Raw genomic sequence first — 16,298 nt, forward strand, 5'->3', positions numbered from 1 at the left:
CTCGCGAAGAACGATAACGCGGTTTTCGCCTTAGACTGGCGAACCTACTCAGGAACCAACGCTGATGCCCCAACGCACCGACTACCCCCACTTCCAGCCCATCACCACCCGCTGGCACGACAACGACGCCTACGGTCACGTCAACAACGTTACCTATTACAGCTTCTTCGATACGGCGGTGAATACCTACCTGATCGAAGTCGGCGGCCTGGATATCCATGACGGTGAGGTGGTGGGGTTCGTGGTGAGCTCGGCTTGTGATTACTTTGCTTCCATTGCCTTCCCGGATCGCATCGAGATCGGTCTGCGGGTGGGCAAGTTGGGCAACAGCTCGGTGCAATACGAACTGGCAGTGTTCAAGCAAGGGGAAGACGAAGCCTGTGCGGCAGGGCGCTTCGTGCATGTGTTTGTCGATCGGGTGTCGAATCAACCCGTGGCGATTCCAGCAGGGTTGCGCGGAGCGCTGCAGCGTCTGGTGGTTCAGTAAGGCAAAAAAAACCGCAGCCCTTGGGCTGCGATTTTTGATGTGCTCACCGGCAAGGCGCTCGAGGCCTTAGTCGCGGTAGTACCTGTGGTGGTGCTTGCGATGGCCATAGGCATGGCCGCGACCCGGATGGCCGTCACGGTAGTAACGACGATCACCATGGTCGCGATACGAACGACGATCGCCGTCTTCATCATCGTACTCTTTGCCCATGTAGTTACCCAGCGCGCCACCGGCGCCGCCGCCTGCTGCGGCGCCGATCAGGCTGCCGCTGGTGCCGCCCATGCTGCGGCCGACCACGTTACCGCCCGCGGCACCCAACGCACCGCCAAGGGCTGCTTCACCACGGCTGTGTTTGTTTGCGCCGACGGCACTACCACCCGCACCGCCCAGGGCCGCGCCGATGGTGGAACCTGTATTGCCGCCTAACGACTGGCCGACGACCGAGCCCAGAACCCCGCCCAATGCGCCGCCTACACCGGCTTCGGTGGTGCCGCCAGCAGACGCAATACCGCTGACCAGGCCAAGGGACAACAAGAGAATCGAGGAGAACTTCATGGAGGAACCTCAAGGGGATGACGGCGCGATCCTGAGGCTCTGGAATGGGCGTGACAATCGAAATCCGACGAATAACACGACCTGTATACAATATTGCAAGTTGCTGTTTTTTGGGCGGAACTTAACGTTTTTTTGCCGGTCTGTTACTACTTCGCAAAGGCCGTTTTCATGAGAAAACGGCCTTTTTTGTGGGCGATTGGAAAGTGCTGGATCCGGAAAATTTGTTGCTTGATCTACCGTATTCGCGAGCAAGCCCGCTCCCACATTGAATCTCTACCGTACACAAATTTTGTGTTCGCTGAAGATCAAATGTGGGAGCGGGCTTGCTCGCGAAGAGGCCGGCTCAGGCGAAGTGTTACGCAGACTTGGCCATGATTAACCCGGTCTCACTCGCCGCTTCCAAACGAATCGCCACAAACTTCGACGTTGGCGTATGGCTGCCATCGCCGGTGCTTTCCAGTGGCACCAGCGGATTCACTTCCGGGTAGTAGGCCGCCGCTTGCCCGGCCGGGATATCGAACGCCAGCAGCGTGAAGCCTTTTACCCGACGTTCAATGCCATCGTCCCAGAGCGAAACGATGTCCGCCTTCTGCCCCGGTCTGAAGCCCAGGCGAATGATGTCGGCTTCGTTGACGAACAACACGTCCCGCTGACCTTTCACGCCGCGATAACGGTCGTTGAGGCCATAGATGGTGGTGTTGTACTGATCGTGGGAACGCATCGATTGCATGATCAGGTCCGGCAACACACCCGTGGCGCGGGTGCGTTCGTGCACCAGGTCTTTTGGCAGCACATTCGGGCGGAAATTGGCCCGGCCCGAGGCGGTGTTCCACTTGCGTGCGCCGGCGCTGTTGCCCAGATAGAAACCACCGGGATTCTTGATTTTCTCGTTGAAGTGCTTGAAGCCCGGAATGGTCTCGGCGATCAGGTCGCGGATGCGGCCGTAATCGGCCACCAGCCAGTTCCAGTCCACAGGATGGTTGCCCAGGGTTGCGGCGGCGATGCCGGCCAGGATCGCCGGTTCCGAACGCATCTGGTTCGACAACGCCTGCAATTGACCGTTAGAGGCATGGACCATGCTGAACGAATCTTCGACGGTCACCGCTTGCGGGCCTTCGGTCTGGATATCGATGTCGGTGCGGCCCAGGCACGGCAGAATCAGCGCGTCCTTGCCGTGGGTCAAATGGCTGCGGTTGAGCTTGGTGCTGATCTGCACGGTCAGGTCGCAGTTTTGCAACGCCTGGAAGGTGCGCGGGCTGTCCGGCGTGGCTTGGGCGAAGTTGCCGCCGAGGCCGATGAAGACTTTCGCCCGGCCTTCAGCCATCGCATGAATGGCCTCGACTACGTTGTGCCCGTTGTGGCGTGGCACCTTGAACTGGAAACGGCGCTCCAGTGCATCGAGGAAAGCCACGGGTGGGCGCTCGTTGATACCCATGGTCCGGTCGCCCTGCACGTTGCTGTGACCACGCACCGGGCAAAGACCGGCCCCCGGCCGGCCAATGTTGCCACGCAGCATCATCAGGTTGGCGAGTTCCTGGATGGTCGCCACCGAATGGCGATGCTGGGTGATGCCCATGGCCCAGCACATGATGACGTTCTTGCTCCTGGCGTACATGCGTGCCGCTTGTTCGATCTCTACCAGCGTCAGGCCCGACTGCTCGACGATCTGCTCCCATGGGGTGTCGTCGATGGTCGCCAGGTACTCCAGCACGTTGGCGCTGTGTTCATTGAGGAAGTCGTGGTCAAACACTGCCGGGGCGCCGGTTTTCTGCGCATCGCGCTCCCACAGCAAAAGGAATTTGGCCATGCCGCGCATGATCGCCATGTCACCGCCCAGAGCCGGGCGGAAGAACGCAGTGTTGGTCGGCTTGTCGCCGTTGGTAAGCATTTCGATCGCGTGCTGCGGGTGCTGGAAACGTTCCAGGCCGCGCTCCTTGAGCGGGTTGATGCACACCACTTGAGCGCCGCGTTTCACCGCTTCACGCAGCGGTTCGAGCATGCGCGGGTGGTTGGTGCCGGGGTTCTGGCCCCAGACGAAAATCGCATCGGCGTGTTCGAAGTCGTCGAACGTCACCGTACCTTTGCCGACACCGACGCTTTGCGACAACGCAACGCCGCTGGCCTCGTGACACATGTTCGAGCAGTCAGGGAAGTTGTTGGTGCCATAGGCGCGCACGAACAGCTGATAGAGAAAAGCCGCTTCGTTGCTGGCACGCCCCGAGGTATAGAACTCGGCCTGATCCGGGCTCGACAAGCCGTTCAGGTGTTTGGCGATCAGCGCGAAGGCATCGTCCCAACTGATCGGTTTGTAGCGATCGGTTTCGGCGTCGTAGCTCATCGGCTCGGTCAGGCGGCCCTGATACTCGAGCCAGTAGTCGCTTTGTTCCAGCAGCGCGGTGACGCTGTGTTTGGCGAAGAACCCGGCATCAACACGGCGTTTGGTCGCTTCCCAGTTCACCGCTTTGGCGCCGTTCTCGCAGAACATCACCATGCCGCCTTCCTGAGAGTCACCCCAGGCGCAACCGGGACAGTCGAAGCCGCCGTTCTTGTTGGTCTTGAGCATCATGCGCAGGTTTTTCAGTGCGTTGTCGCTGGTCAACCAGGCCTGGGCCACGCTGATCAGTGCGCCCCAGCCGCCGGCCGGGCCTTTGTAGGGCTTGTAGCGAGGGACGGGTTTCTGGTCGGCTTGACGGTGTTGACTCACGCTTGATTCTCCAACGTTGGGCTGTAGACCCGCGGCGCATTCTTCTGTGGCAGATGGATGAGATTGAGGTTGTGGCGACGGGCCCATTGCACGGCAAGGCCCGTGGGCGACGACAGGCTGACCAGGGTCTGGATGCCTGCGCGCAAGACTTTCTGGATCAATTCGAGGCTGCAGCGACTGGTGACAATCGCCAGGCCGCCCGCGGTCGGGATGTTCTGGCGGACAAGTCCACCGATCAGCTTGTCGAGGGCGTTGTGCCGACCGATGTCTTCGCGGCCCAGCAGCAACTCGCCCTTGTCATTCATGAACACTGCCGCATGCACCGCGCCGCAATGCTGGCCCAAGGGCTGGAAGGCGCCGATGCGTTCGCGCAGGCCAACAAGCCATTCGACCGGCGGCAACGGGGCACCGGGCAATACCTGAAGGTCCGGCAAAGCCTGTTCGACCGCTTCCACGCCGCACAGCCCGCAACCACTGGTACCGGCCAGTTGCCGACGCTGCTGCTTGAGGTTCCAGAAAGCGCGGTTGGCAATGGTCACTTGCGCGTATTGCGCCGAGCCAGAGCCGCTCAGTTGCAGGTCATAGATGTCCGTGGCGTCCTGGATGATGCCGCTGCCCAGGCTGAAGCCGACGATGAAGTCTTCGAGGTCGGTCGGTGTCACCAGCATGACGGCCTGGCTGATGCCGTTGTAGGCGATCGCCAGCGCCACTTCCTCGGCCAGCGCGGTGCTGGCTGATTCCGAGTGCTCGAGGTTGCTGTAGCTGTACGTCTGGCTGGCCGCGGGCGCGGGTGTTTCGAGGGCAGGCGCCGCGCAGGCTGGGCGCTTGGTGTTCATGGCATCACCGACGGTTTGATCAGCTTTAAGACTAGGCGCGGCAACTTGTCGCGTCTAATCGCTATTACTGATCTACCGATAGATGCCGTCGATCAGGCACCGATCAGCGATTGCTGATAAATCGCGAAACAGGCCTCCGCCAAGGCCGAGCGTGGCGCGCTGCGACGCATGATCAGCCCCAGCCGGCCTAGGGTCTGGGCGTTTTCGATCGGTTGCAGGCGCAGATGATCGGTCAGACCTTCGAGGCCGCCGTCCGATGGCATCACGGCGCAGCACAGGCCGCCGTGCACAGCTTGTAACAGTTGATGGACGGCATCCGTTTGCAACATAGGCTGCGGGTTGAGGCCCCGACTGTGGAAGTTGTGGTCGATGGACTGGCGAAAGTGCATGCCGCTGGTGAGCATGCCCAGTGGCAGTTCAATCAACGATTCCCAACTCAGCGGTGCCTCGCCAAAGGTGAAAAAGCGCTGGTCGTAGAGCAGGCCCATGCGGGTTTCACTGAAGGTCAGCGAGTCGAAGCGTTCGGCGTCCAGGCGCTCCAGATACGACACGCCGAGATCCAGACGATTGTTCGCCAGTTGTTCGAGTATCTGTTCCGAACTCAGCGCCGAAAGTTCGAAGCGCAGGTTCGGGTGCTCGGCATGCAGGTGTTGCAACAGCGGCAGCGGATCGAAGCTCGACAGCGGCACCACACCCAGCCGCAACGTACCGACCAGATTGCCGCGACAGGCTGCCGCTTCGGCGTACAAGCCGTCGTAGGCTGCCAGAACGGTGCGTGCCCAGGCCAGTACCCGCTCGCCCGGCGCGGTGAAACCTTCGAAGCGCTGGCCGCGATTGACCAGCGGCAGGTCGAGCTCTTCTTCGAGGCTGCGCAGGCGCATGGACAGGGTCGGCTGGGTGATGTGGCAGCGTGCGGCGGCCTGGCCGAAATGGCGGGTTTCGTCGAGCGCGATGAGGAATTTCAGCTGCTTGATGTCCATCTTCGCTCCAGGATGCGGGAAGGTGCGGATTCTATCGCAAGCGGGGTCATTGGTCGGGTTGGAATCGCAGGTAACGGTCGTGGTCTAGGCTTTGGCGTCTGGAACCCGAACCCCAAGGAGAGTGCACCATGAGTCTTTTGAGCTTTGTGAAAGAAGCAGGCGAAAAACTGCTGGATTTGCTGACGCCGGGCAACGCCAATGCCAGTGAGCAGTTGAAGGCGCACATCAGCAAGGTCGGGCTGGGCAATCCGAATGTGCAGGCGACGGTCGATGGTGACAAGGTCACGGTGACCGGCGAAGTGGCGAGCCAGGAAGAGAAGGAGAAGATCCTGCTGGCGGTGGGCAACATCGCCGGGGTTGGCAGCGTGGATGATCAGATCGCTGTGACCGGGCCTGTAGTTGCTGCCGCACGTTTCGTGGCCGTGAAAAAGGGCGACACCCTCAGTGCGATATCCTTGGCCGTATATGGCAGTGCCAACCAGTACAACAAGATTTTTGAAGCTAACAAACCGATGCTGGCGCACCCGGACAAGATCTATCCGGGGCAGTCGTTGCGGATTCCTGAATAGCACAAAACCTGTGGCGAGGGAGCTTGCTCCCGCTGGAGTGCGAAGCGCTCCCAATTCGGGCAATGCGTTCTTTCAGATAGATCGCGTCAGCTGAATTGCGACTGCTGCGCAGCCGAGCGGGAGCAAGCTCCCTCGCCACAGTGACTGCGTCTTTTCAGAGCCCCGCAATCAAATCCCGATAATCCCCGACCGCTGCAAACTCCGCGGTGTCCTTCGGCCCTTTGCGGCTATCCGGCTCGCGCACGGCCAGCAAATGCGCCACGCCAAAGTCCCGTGCGCTGCGCAGGATCGGCAAGGTGTCGTCGATGAACAGGCTGCGCGCCGGATCGAAATCGATATCGGCTTGCAGCGCATCCCAGAATTGCGGGTTTTCCTTGGGGAAGCCGTAGTCATGGGAGCTGATCAGGCGTTCGAAGTAGGGCGCCAGTTCGATTTTTTCCAGCTTCAACGACAGCGCATCCCGATGGGCATTGGTGATCAGCACCACGCGCTTGCCGGCCCGTTTGATCGCTGCCAGAAAGGTGTCGGCATCCGGGCGCAGGGCGATCAGGTGCGCGGTTTCCAGTTTCAGGTCGCGCACCGACAGCTTCAATTCGGCGCTCCAGAAGTCCAGGCAGTACCACTGCAACTGGCCGGCATTGCGCTCGAACAACGGCTGCAACTCCATCTCGGCCATGGCCCGGCTGACCCCGTGCAGTTCGGCGTAACGCCGGGGCAAATGCTCCATCCAGAAGTGGTTGTCGAAATGCAGATCCAGCAGCGTGCCGTCCATGTCCAGCAGAACGGTATCGATGTCGGACCACGGTAATGAAGGCATGGCAAAGTCTCGGGCGGTAGAAAGATATCTGGCATAAACAATCGGGTAAGCCGCGTTATAGTAGCGCGTTCACGCCAAGGAGCTTTGCATGCGCCAGAAACCCACCATACTCGCCCGCGAAATTGTCGCCACCAGTCGATTGTTCTGCGTGGAAGAGCTGAAGCTGCGTTTTTCCAACGGCGTGGAGCGCACCTATGAACGCCTGGTCGGCAAGGGTGCCGGGTACGGCGCGGTGATGATCGTGGCGATGCTGGATGCCGAGCATGCGGTGCTGGTCGAGGAGTATTGCGGCGGCACGGATGAATATGAAATGTCGTTGCCCAAGGGCTTGATCGAACCGGGCGAAGACGTGCTGGCGGCGGCCGAGCGTGAGCTCAAGGAAGAGGCCGGTTTCGGCGCGCGACAGCTGGAGCATCTGACCGAGCTGTCACTGTCCCCCGGTTACATGAGCCAGAAGATTCAGGTGGTGCTGGCCACCGACCTCTACGAGGAGCGCCTGGAAGGCGACGAACCAGAGCCGATGCGGGTGGACAAGATCAATCTGCGTGAGCTCTCGGCGCTGGCACAAAACCCGAAATTTACCGAAGGCCGTGCCTTGGCGGCGCTGTACCTGGCCCGTGACCTGTTGACCCAGCGCGGAGCGTTCCAGTCATGAATTTCCCGCATCCGTTGATGGCACCGGTCATTGAGCTGGCCCTGCAGGCCGGTGATGCGATCCTGCCGTTCTGGCGCACAGGCACGGCCGTCACGGCGAAGGCTGATGATTCACCGGTTACCGCTGCCGACCTGGCCGCGCACCACCTGATTCTGGCCGGGCTGACGGCGCTCGATCCGCACATCCCGGTGCTCTCCGAAGAGGACGCCAACATTCCCCAAAGCGTGCGTGCCGGATGGCAGCGCTGGTGGCTGGTCGATCCGCTGGATGGCACCAAGGAGTTCATCAGTGGCAGCGAGGAGTTCACCGTCAACATCGCCCTGATCGAAAACGGTCGAGTGGTGTTCGGCGTGGTGTCGATGCCGACCAACGGGCGTTTCTATGTCGGTGGTGCCGGGCTCGGCGCATGGCGTGGCGATAAGGGCGGCACGCCGATGGCGATTCAGGTGCGAGACGTCCCGGCGCCAGGCGAGTCGTTCACCGTGGTGGCCAGCCGTCGTCATTCGAGCCCGGAACAGGAGCGTTTGCTGGCCGGGTTGAGCGCCAGCCTTGGCGAGTTGCAACTGGCCAATATCGGCAGTTCGCTGAAGTTTTGCCTGCTGGCGGAAGGGGCGGCGGATTGCTATCCGCGCCTCGCACCGACTTCACAGTGGGACACGGCGGCGGCGCAAGGTGTGCTGGAAGGCGCCGGCGGTGAAGTGCTGGAGCTGAGCGGTGAGCCGTTCAGCTATCCGGCGCGGGAGTCGCTGTTGAATGGGTTCTTTCTGGCGCTGCCGGCAAAGGCGGCGTGGCGGGAGAAGTTGTTGGAACTGGCACGCTCCTGAGCTCACCTTTACTTTGTGGCGAGGGGGCTTGCCCCCGTTGGGCAGCGTAGCTGCCCCAAAAACATGCAATCTCATTGTGTCTGACACGCTGCGGACGCTGGACGTGGGAGTGCTGCGCACTCCAACGGGGGCAAGCCCCCTCGCCACAGGTTGTACAACACCCCTCACATTCAGCGGTGCAACACGTACTGCCCCACAAACCTCACCGCATCCTCATCACGGCCTTCATTGACGACCCGCGTATGCAGGGTCAACCGCGCTCGGCTGTATCGCTGGAACGTGGTCAGGAATTTCTTCCAGATCACCGGGTCCGGCGCCTGGCAAATGGCGTTTGCATCGCCTGTCACCGGCAGCGGATAGCTGATCTGCCCTTCCTGAATCACAATGTGCCCATCTGTAATCCCTTCTTCCTTAAGGCGCAAGTGCAGCCAGCCCCAACCAGCCAGGACCGCGCCGCAATACAGGCTGCCGCCGAACATGGTGCTCTTGTGGTTGACGTTGGCTTCCAGCGGCAAGTGCAGGCGCAATTGCTGGTCATGCCAGTCGAGCACCGTGAGGCCCATGTCCCGGGTGAGGGGAATGTCGTGATGGAGAACGGATTCCAGTTGTCGACTGTCGCGGCTCATTCAGGGGCCTCTTGCTCGAAGTGGATGGTTGGACGGTAGCTCAGTCGAGGTCGTCAGGGTGGGCCGAGGCGCCACTGTCGGCGAAACTCAAACCGTGTTTGCGCAGTTTGTCGTGCAGGGTCTTGCGCGGAATGCCGAGCGCTTCGGCGACGCTGCGCACGGAGCTGTGCGAACGAGCCAGTTCGGCGGCGATCAGGGTTTTTTCGAAATTTTCCACTTGTTCGCTCAGCCCGCCGCTGACCATTTCCACCGGAGTTCCGGCCGCGTGCGATGACTCGCTGTTGTCCAGTGCCAGCTCCAGGCCCAGGGCAAAACGTTCAGCGGCGTTTTGCAGTTCACGCACGTTGCCGGGCCAGGTGTGGCGCAGCAGCAAGGCACGTTGCCCCGGTTGCAGCTCATGGGGCGGCAAGCCGTGGCGGGCACTGGCTTCATCGGCAAAATGCTGGAACAGCATCAGGGCGTCTTCGCCCCGTTCGCGCAACGGTGGAATCCGCAACGGTGCGACGTTCAGGCGGTAATACAAGTCGGCGCGAAAACGCCCCTGATCGGCCGCCTGACGCAGGTCTTCCTTGGTGGCGGCGATGATGCGGATGTCCAGCGGGATCAACTGATTGCCGCCCAGGCGTTCGACCACCCGTTCTTGCAACAAACGCAGCAATTTGACCTGTACATCCAGGCTCATGCTTTCGATTTCATCGAGGAACAGCGTGCCACCGTTGGCAAATTCGAATTTGCCGATGCGGCGTTTCTGCGCGCCAGTGAAGGCGCCGGGCTCGTGGCCGAACAGTTCGCTTTCCACGACCGACTCGGCGAGAGCGCCGGCGTTGATGGCTACGAACGGTCCGTTACGACGATTCGATAAATCGTGCAGCGCCCGGGCCACGACTTCTTTGCCCGCGCCGGTTTCGCCGAGGATCAGCACGTCGGCCCTGGTCGCCGCCAGGGCGCCGATCTGCTCGCGCAGGCGCAGCATCGAAGGTGATTGGCCAACCAGGCGGGCGCTCAGTTCATTGCGGTCGCTCAAGGCCAGCCGCAGGCTGCGGTTGTCCAGCACCAGCCGGCGCAGGGCCAACGCACGGCGCACGCTGTCGAGCAGGGCGTCGCTGGCAAACGGCTTTTCCAGAAAGTCATAGGCCCCGGCGCGCATGGCCTGCACCGCCAGCGGCACATCGCCGTGGCCGGTGATCAGCAGCACTGGCAATTCCGGGTCCTGGGCGTGCAGTTCGGTCAACAGTTCCAGACCGTCCATGCCAGGCATGCGGATGTCACTGACCACCACGCCCGGCCAGTCGCGTTCAAGTTGCGCGGCCAGGCCTTTGGCTTCGGCCAGCGGCAGGATTTTCAGGCCGGCCAGATCCAGCGTTTGGCTCAAGGCCTGGCGCAAGTGGGGATCGTCGTCGATCAACACGACCTGAATGCGGCTGTCGATGGTCATGCACTTCGGTCCTCGGACGGTTGCAGGCTCACGCCCGGTGCGCCTGCGCGCAGTTTCAGGGTAATCAGGGCGCCGCCCTCCTTGTGGTTGGCGAACGACAGTTCACCGCCGAAGGCGCGCATCAGGGTTTCGCAAATCGCCAGCCCTAAACCCAGGCCCTGGGTTCGGGTCTTGGTGGTGTAGAACGGCTCGCTGGCACGCCCGAGGGCTTCCATGCAAAAGCCGGGGCCATTATCGCGAATGTACAGGTTGACGCCATCGGCCGTGGATTGGGCACTTAGCCAGAGTTTGCGTGGTGGGCCTTTTTCCGTCAGGGCATCCAGGGCGTTGGCCAGCAGATTGCCGAGCACCTGTCGCAGGCGGGTTTCCCCGGCCTCGACCCACAAGGTGGCGGCGGGCAAGTCGCGGATCAGCTCGACGTCCATACTGCGTCGGCGCTTGGCCAGCAAGGCCAGGGCATCATCCAGCGCCGGTTGCAGGGCAACGCTTTCCGGAGCATGCCGGTCGCGCCGGGCAAAGGCGCGCAAGTGGGCGATGATCGAGGCCATGCGACCGGTCAATTCACTGATCAGCTTGAGGTTGCCGCGGGCATCGTCGGTGCGCTGGTGGTCGAGCAGCACTTCAGCGTTTTCCGCGTAGCTGCGAATCGCTGCCAGCGGCTGGTTGAGTTCGTGGCTGATGCTCGCCGACATCGTGCCCAGTGCCGACAATTTGCCGGCCTGCACCAGATCATCCTGGGCGCGTACCAGTTCCTGCTGGGCCTGTTCGCGTTCCAGCACTTCCTGTTTCAGGCGTCGGTTCAGGCCTTCGAGATCGCTGGTGCGTTCGGCGACCCGGCCTTCCAGCTCGCGGCGGGCCTTGGCTTCAAAGGCAATGCGTTCGAGGTAATGGCGGCGGCGCTGCATCATCAGGCCGAGCAGCAGCATCAACACCAGCAGCGTTGCGCCACCGATGGCCACCACTGTGCGCACCGGGCGGTCGATCAAGGTTCGCGGGGCAAGGATGCTGACATTCCAGCCGGTTTCGGTGATTTGCCGGGTCTGGGTCAGCCAGGCGTTGGGATTGAGTTCCAGCGGTTTTGGGTCGCGGGTCGGGTAGGGTTGAATCGCGGTGATGGCTTTGCTTTCTTCCTCGTTCAACGGACGGGTCGAGCGGAATCGCCACTCCGGTCGCGACGTGAGAATGACGACGCCGTTGTGGTCGGTCAGCAGCAGCTGCTCCGGGGTTTTGCCCCACAGGCTTTCGGTGTGGTCGAGGTCGACCTTGACCACCAGCACGCCGACGATTTTCTCGCCATCGCGAACACCGGCGGCGAAGAAGTAACCGCGCTTGGCGGAGGTAGTGCCCAGCCCGAAAAAGCGCCCGAGCTGGCCGGCCATGGCTTCGCTGAAATATGGCCGGAAGGAAAAATTTCGCCCGACAAAACTGTCGTGCTTGTCCCAATTGGAGGCGGCCAGGGTCTTGCCGGTGGCATCCATCAGGTACATGACTTCGGCACCGGTCTGGGTGGCGATATTTTTCAACAGGCGGTTGGCATTGCCTTGGGTGACACCGTCGTCAGGTGCGCCGAGAACCGCGCGTAGAGCCGGCAGGTCGCCGAGGATCTGCGGTAACACTTCATAGCGGTGCAGGGTACCCAACAGGTTGGCGACGTAGAGGTCGAGAGTCTGACGATTCTGACTGGCCAGTTCGCTGCGGTAATAGCGCTCGGCAAGATGCTCCAGCGGCCACAGCAACGGCGCCAGGCACAGTGCCAGCAGGGCCAGGCTGCGCCAACGGGGTCTGGGGGGGAGAGTCGGTTTCATGAGCAGCATGCGCCTGTGGGTACAGGCGCATTATGCCTAGGCTTGCGCAGCTTGGGTCAGGTGCATCTTGATGGAGGGAATTTCAAGCGGCCTTTCAGGCAAAGACGTCGGCGTCCTTGAAAAACACGCCGGCCTGATCTTTCACCGACAGTTGCGGCGTACCTTCGAGTTGCCAGTCGATCGCCAGGTCCGGGTCGTCCCAGCGAATGCAGCGCTCGGCGGACGGGGTGTAGTAATTGGTGGTTTTGTAGAGGAACTCGGCGAATTCGCTCAGCACCACGAAACCGTGGGCAAAGCCTTCCGGTACCCAGAGCTGGCGATGGTTATCGGCGGACAGACGCACCGCAACCGATTTACCGAAATGTGGCGAACTGCGGCGGATGTCCACGGCAACGTCGAGCACTTCACCGGCCGTGACGCGAACCAGTTTGCCTTGTGTGTTAGTCAGTTGGTAATGCAAACCACGCAACACGCCCTTTTGCGAGCGGGAATGGTTGTCCTGAACGAACTGGGGGTTCAGGCCGGTAGCTTCTTCGAAAGCCTTGGCGTTGAAGCTCTCATAGAAGAAACCACGCTCGTCACCAAAGACCTTGGGTTCGAGGATCAGAACACCGGGCAGGTCGGTGGTCACTACGTTCATGGTGGCTCTCCAGATGCATGCATTTAGGGCCGCCATTCTTGCGCAAAGTGCCATTGGAGGCGAGTCCCAGAGCAAAACCTGTGGGAGCGGGCTTGCTCGCGAAGAGGGCGTGTCAGTCACATTCAGGCTGCCTGTCACCCCGCCTTCGCGAGCAAGCCCGCTCCCACAAATGCCCTCATACCGGCTTGCGGGGGGTTGCGTATCGCCCGGAGCAGTGGCGATATAGGCGCCTAATAAAATTTCAGGGGTCGTTGTATGCCGCTCGCCACGTTGATTCATCGCGCCAGTTTGCCCAGCCCGCAGGTGTCTGCGGAGCAAGCGCTAGAGCTGCTGGAAGAACATTACGGGTTCAGCGGCAAACTGCAGGCCCTTGGCAGCCAGCAGGACCTGAACTACCGCGTCGACAGCGAGCGGGGGCGTTTCGTCCTGAAAATCTGCCGTGGCGATTATTCGGCGCTGGAGCTGCAGGCCCAGCACGCCGGGCTCAAGCATCTGGACGGACACCCGCAGGTGCATGTACCACGGGTGATGCCGGCAAAAAACGGTGCAGACCTGCTGTCACTGGAGGTGGGTGGCCAGGCGGTGCATGTGCGACTGCTCGATTACATCGAAGGCCAGCCCTTGACGAGCCTGGGGCATTTCAGTCGTACGGTGGTGGCCGGTTTCGGCCGACTGTGCGGCGAAATGGACCTGGCCTTGGCGGATTTCGACCATCCGGGTCTGGTGCGCACTCTGCAATGGGACGCCCGCCATGCCCACGCCTTGATCGCGCACTTGCTGCCGGTGATCAAGGATGAAGCCCGGCGCAAACTGATCGTCGAAGCGTCCGCACAAGCCGAGCGTCATTTGCAGCCATTGGAAGACAAGCTGCCGGTGCAGGCCATTCACATGGACATCACCGACGACAACGTGGTGTGGCAGCGCGATGCGCTGCGCCATTGGCAGCTGCAAGGCGTGATCGATTTCGGCGACCTGGTGCGCACCTGGCGCATTACCGATCTGTCGGTGACCTGCGCCGCACTGCTGCATCATGGCGAGGGCGATCCGTTCTGCATTTTGCCGGCGATCCAGGCGTATCACGCGGTCAACCCGTTGCAACACGAAGAGCTGCTGGCGCTATGGCCGCTGATCGTCGCCCGTGCGGCGGTGCTGGTGCTCAGCGGCGAACAGCAAGTCAGCATCGATCCGGGCAATGCCTACAGTCGCGATAACCTGGTCCATGAATGGGAAATCTTCCGCGTGGCCACCTCGGTGCCGTTGGCGTTGATGGAAGCGGCGATCCTCACGGCCGTTGGCCAGAACCTGCCAGCCATCGGCAGCGAAGGCTTCGCGCCACTGTTGCCGAGTCTGGTGGGACGTGAGTTCGCGCTGATCGACCTGGGCGTGCTCAGTCCGCACTTCGAGGCCGGGAACTGGGAGCAGGCGGGCGTCGATCAGCGCCTGCTGGATGAAGCGGCCACGGCACATGGTCTGGCGGCCAGCCGTTACGGGCAATACCGATTGTCCCGCACCCGGCCGGACAGCGCCGCTGAACCGGACACTTGCCCGTTGCACGTCGAGTTGCGCGTGCCTCAGGGCACGGCGGTCGAAGCGCCGTTTGCCGGGGTGGTGCATTACCCATCGACGGGCGTGCTGCAACTGGACGGTCCGCAATTGAGTGTGCGGCTATGGGGCGTCACGCCGTCGCTGCACAGTGGCGCGGCACTGGTCAAAGGCCAGGTGTTGGGTTCGGTCAGTGGGCCATTGATTGTGCAGTTGTGCCGGGGCGTGTCGATCGATGCGCCGTTGTTCTGCACGCCATCGCGCGCCGCTGCCTGGCAGGCGTTGTGCCCATCACCTGCGGCACTGCTGGGGCTGGCCTGTGACGCCGAAGCAGAACTCGATGGCGCGACCTTGCTGGCCCGGCGCGACGCCAGTTTCGCCCGCACGCAAAAACACTATTACGTCGATCCGCCGCGCATCGAACGTGGCTGGCGTAACCACCTGATTGACATGCAAGGACGCTCCTACCTCGACATGCTCAACAACGTCGCGGTATTGGGCCACGGTCATCCGCGCATGGCGGCGGTCGCCAGTCGGCAGTGGTCGTTGCTCAACACCAACTCGCGCTTCAACTACGCAGCCGTGGCCGAGTTCTCCGAACGCTTGCTGAAACTGTCCCCTGACGGCATGGACCGCGTGTTCCTGGTCAACAGCGGCAGTGAGGCCAACGACCTGGCGATTCGCCTGGCATGGGCCTACAGCGGTGGCCGTGACATGCTCAGCGTGCTGGAGGCCTATCACGGCTGGACGGTGGGCGCGGACTCGGTGTCGACCTCGATCGCCGACAACCCCAAAGCCTTGAGCAGCCGCCCGGACTGGGTGCACCCGGTGACCGCGCCAAACACTTATCGCGGTGAATTCCGTGGTCCCGACAGTGCGCCGGATTATGTGCGCAGCGTCGAGCACAACCTGGCGAAAATCGCCGGGCAGGAACGCCAACTGGCCGGTTTCATCTGCGAACCGGTGTACGGCAATGCCGGCGGTATCTCGCTGCCACCCGGCTATTTGAAACAAGTCTATGGCATGGTCCGGGCCCAGGGCGGCGTGTGCATCGCCGATGAAGTGCAGGTCGGCTACGGACGCATGGGCGATTTCTTCTGGGGCTTCGAAGAGCAAGGCGTGGTGCCGGACATCATCACCATGGCCAAAGGCATGGGCAACGGCCAGCCACTGGGCGCGGTCATCACCCGCCAGGAAATCGCCGAGGCACTCGAGGCCGAGGGTTACTTCTTCTCGTCCGCCGGTGGCAGCCCCGTCAGTTGCCAGGTCGGCATGGCCGTGCTGGATGTGATGGAAGAGGAAAAGCTCTGGGAGAACGCCCAGGTCGTTGGCGGGCATTTCAAGAAGCGCCTCGAAGCGTTGATCGATATTCATCCGTTAGTGGGTGCGGTGCATGGTTCCGGTTTTTACCTGGGCGTCGAACTGATCCGCAACCGCGAAACCCTGGAGCCGGCCACCGAAGAAACCACCGCGCTGTGCGATCGCTTGCGTGAGCTGGGGATCTTCATGCAGCCGACCGGCGATTACCTGAACATCCTCAAGATCAAACCGCCGATGGTCACCTCGCGCCAGAGCGTGGACTTCTTCGTGGACATGCTGTCGAAGGTGCTGGCGGAAGGTTTGTAAACCGGCCCACCTCTGAATGCGGCCCAATGTGGGAGCGGGCTTGCTCGCGAAGAGGGCGGTACATCCGAAGCATTTCTTGCGCCTGGAGTATCGTCTTCGCGAGCAAGCCCGCTCCCACATTGGGCAGGGTGTTAATTCGATTGATATCGGCTTTTTATCGATTGTTTTTGTAATCGTGGATTGATGGTGCTTTAAAA

At 61.7% G+C, this 16,298-nt stretch carries 14 protein-coding genes; 5 read left to right on the forward strand and 9 right to left on the reverse strand.

The genetic code is table 11. The features are described from left to right. The first annotated feature begins 64 nt into the window (after positions 1 to 64). Positions 65 to 487 carry an acyl-CoA thioesterase gene (locus tag PMI28_RS23740; protein ID WP_007983181.1) on the forward strand — a complete coding sequence of 141 codons (423 nt, stop codon included), beginning with the start codon at positions 65 to 67 and terminating at the stop codon, positions 485 to 487. Positions 488 to 553: 66 nt separating this feature from the next. Here PMI28_RS23740 and PMI28_RS23735 read toward each other — a convergent pair whose 3' ends face one another. The 4 genes from PMI28_RS23735 to PMI28_RS23720 all read right to left on the reverse strand — a co-directional run bounded on the left by PMI28_RS23735 (position 554) and on the right by PMI28_RS23720 (position 5,562). Further along, entirely contained in the window at positions 554 to 1,042 is a 489-nt protein-coding gene (locus PMI28_RS23735) for a glycine zipper domain-containing protein (protein ID WP_007983183.1), read from the reverse strand. Between the two features lie 355 nt (positions 1,043 to 1,397). Continuing rightward, positions 1,398 to 3,746 carry an FdhF/YdeP family oxidoreductase gene (locus PMI28_RS23730; RefSeq protein WP_007983185.1) on the reverse strand — a complete coding sequence of 783 codons (2,349 nt, stop codon included), beginning with the start codon at positions 3,744 to 3,746 and terminating at the stop codon, positions 1,398 to 1,400. Continuing rightward, the gene (gene fdhD / locus PMI28_RS23725) at positions 3,743 to 4,582 is read right to left on the reverse strand and encodes a formate dehydrogenase accessory sulfurtransferase FdhD (protein WP_007983187.1); all 840 of its coding nucleotides are present in this window, start codon (positions 4,580 to 4,582) and stop codon (positions 3,743 to 3,745) included. Before fdhD ends, PMI28_RS23730 begins: the two co-directional genes overlap by 4 nt. A gap of 92 nt (positions 4,583 to 4,674) precedes the next feature. Continuing rightward, on the reverse strand, positions 4,675 to 5,562 hold the full coding sequence (locus PMI28_RS23720; protein WP_007983189.1) for a LysR family transcriptional regulator: 888 nt from the start codon (positions 5,560 to 5,562) through the stop codon (positions 4,675 to 4,677). Positions 5,563 to 5,690: 128 nt separating this feature from the next. Between PMI28_RS23720 and lysM the strand changes: the two genes are divergently transcribed. Beyond that, positions 5,691 to 6,131 carry a peptidoglycan-binding protein LysM gene (lysM, locus tag PMI28_RS23715; protein WP_007983190.1) on the forward strand — a complete coding sequence of 147 codons (441 nt, stop codon included), beginning with the start codon at positions 5,691 to 5,693 and terminating at the stop codon, positions 6,129 to 6,131. Between the two features lie 154 nt (positions 6,132 to 6,285). Here lysM and yrfG read toward each other — a convergent pair whose 3' ends face one another. Next, positions 6,286 to 6,948 (reverse strand): GMP/IMP nucleotidase, encoded by a 663-nt coding sequence (yrfG, locus tag PMI28_RS23710; protein WP_007983192.1) that lies wholly within the window; start codon positions 6,946 to 6,948, stop codon positions 6,286 to 6,288. 88 nt (positions 6,949 to 7,036) lie between these two features. Here yrfG and nudE point away from each other — a divergent pair, with 88 nt between their 5' ends. Next, positions 7,037 to 7,603, forward strand: a complete 567-nt coding sequence (gene nudE, locus PMI28_RS23705) for an ADP compounds hydrolase NudE (protein ID WP_007983195.1) — start codon at positions 7,037 to 7,039, stop codon at positions 7,601 to 7,603. Continuing rightward, positions 7,600 to 8,427 (forward strand): 3'(2'),5'-bisphosphate nucleotidase CysQ, encoded by an 828-nt coding sequence (gene cysQ / locus PMI28_RS23700; protein WP_007983196.1) that lies wholly within the window; start codon positions 7,600 to 7,602, stop codon positions 8,425 to 8,427. The genes nudE and cysQ overlap by 4 nt, the downstream gene beginning before the upstream one ends. 170 nt (positions 8,428 to 8,597) lie before the next feature. Here the strand turns inward: cysQ and PMI28_RS23695 are convergent, their stop codons facing one another. From PMI28_RS23695 to rfbC, 4 genes are all read right to left on the reverse strand, one after another. Beyond that, the gene (locus PMI28_RS23695; protein ID WP_007983197.1) at positions 8,598 to 9,053 is read right to left on the reverse strand and encodes a YiiD C-terminal domain-containing protein; all 456 of its coding nucleotides are present in this window, start codon (positions 9,051 to 9,053) and stop codon (positions 8,598 to 8,600) included. 40 nt (positions 9,054 to 9,093) lie between these two features. Next, positions 9,094 to 10,488 carry a sigma-54-dependent transcriptional regulator gene (locus tag PMI28_RS23690; protein ID WP_007983199.1) on the reverse strand — a complete coding sequence of 465 codons (1,395 nt, stop codon included), beginning with the start codon at positions 10,486 to 10,488 and terminating at the stop codon, positions 9,094 to 9,096. Next, on the reverse strand, positions 10,485 to 12,293 hold the full coding sequence (locus tag PMI28_RS23685) for a sensor histidine kinase (RefSeq protein ID WP_007983201.1): 1,809 nt from the start codon (positions 12,291 to 12,293) through the stop codon (positions 10,485 to 10,487). Before PMI28_RS23685 ends, PMI28_RS23690 begins: the two co-directional genes overlap by 4 nt. Before the next feature lie 94 nt (positions 12,294 to 12,387). Then, positions 12,388 to 12,933 carry a dTDP-4-dehydrorhamnose 3,5-epimerase gene (gene rfbC / locus PMI28_RS23680; protein WP_007983203.1) on the reverse strand — a complete coding sequence of 182 codons (546 nt, stop codon included), beginning with the start codon at positions 12,931 to 12,933 and terminating at the stop codon, positions 12,388 to 12,390. Positions 12,934 to 13,188: 255 nt separating this feature from the next. Here rfbC and PMI28_RS23675 point away from each other — a divergent pair, with 255 nt between their 5' ends. After that, the gene (locus PMI28_RS23675) at positions 13,189 to 16,101 is read left to right on the forward strand and encodes an aminotransferase (RefSeq protein WP_007983205.1); all 2,913 of its coding nucleotides are present in this window, start codon (positions 13,189 to 13,191) and stop codon (positions 16,099 to 16,101) included. Positions 16,102 to 16,298 lie beyond the last annotated feature (197 nt).

The sequence above is a fragment of the Pseudomonas sp. GM48 genome (assembly GCF_000282335.1).
Classification (GTDB): domain Bacteria; phylum Pseudomonadota; class Gammaproteobacteria; order Pseudomonadales; family Pseudomonadaceae; genus Aquipseudomonas.

What these genes read in the sequence shown, in the direction of transcription:
- PMI28_RS23740 (WP_007983181.1), top strand. Translation starts at nt 65, where the DNA reads ATGCCCCAACGCACCGACTACCCCCACTTCCAGCCCATCACCACCCGC.
- PMI28_RS23735 (WP_007983183.1), bottom strand. Translation starts at nt 1,042, where the DNA reads ATGAAGTTCTCCTCGATTCTCTTGTTGTCCCTTGGCCTGGTCAGCGGT.
- fdhD (WP_007983187.1), bottom strand. Translation starts at nt 4,582, where the DNA reads ATGAACACCAAGCGCCCAGCCTGCGCGGCGCCTGCCCTCGAAACACCC.
- PMI28_RS23720 (WP_007983189.1), bottom strand. Translation starts at nt 5,562, where the DNA reads ATGGACATCAAGCAGCTGAAATTCCTCATCGCGCTCGACGAAACCCGC.
- lysM (WP_007983190.1), top strand. Translation starts at nt 5,691, where the DNA reads ATGAGTCTTTTGAGCTTTGTGAAAGAAGCAGGCGAAAAACTGCTGGAT.
- yrfG (WP_007983192.1), bottom strand. Translation starts at nt 6,948, where the DNA reads ATGCCTTCATTACCGTGGTCCGACATCGATACCGTTCTGCTGGACATG.
- nudE (WP_007983195.1), top strand. Translation starts at nt 7,037, where the DNA reads ATGCGCCAGAAACCCACCATACTCGCCCGCGAAATTGTCGCCACCAGT.
- cysQ (WP_007983196.1), top strand. Translation starts at nt 7,600, where the DNA reads ATGAATTTCCCGCATCCGTTGATGGCACCGGTCATTGAGCTGGCCCTG.
- PMI28_RS23695 (WP_007983197.1), bottom strand. Translation starts at nt 9,053, where the DNA reads ATGAGCCGCGACAGTCGACAACTGGAATCCGTTCTCCATCACGACATT.
- PMI28_RS23690 (WP_007983199.1), bottom strand. Translation starts at nt 10,488, where the DNA reads ATGACCATCGACAGCCGCATTCAGGTCGTGTTGATCGACGACGATCCC.
- PMI28_RS23685 (WP_007983201.1), bottom strand. Translation starts at nt 12,293, where the DNA reads ATGAAACCGACTCTCCCCCCCAGACCCCGTTGGCGCAGCCTGGCCCTG.
- rfbC (WP_007983203.1), bottom strand. Translation starts at nt 12,933, where the DNA reads ATGAACGTAGTGACCACCGACCTGCCCGGTGTTCTGATCCTCGAACCC.
- PMI28_RS23675 (WP_007983205.1), top strand. Translation starts at nt 13,189, where the DNA reads ATGCCGCTCGCCACGTTGATTCATCGCGCCAGTTTGCCCAGCCCGCAG.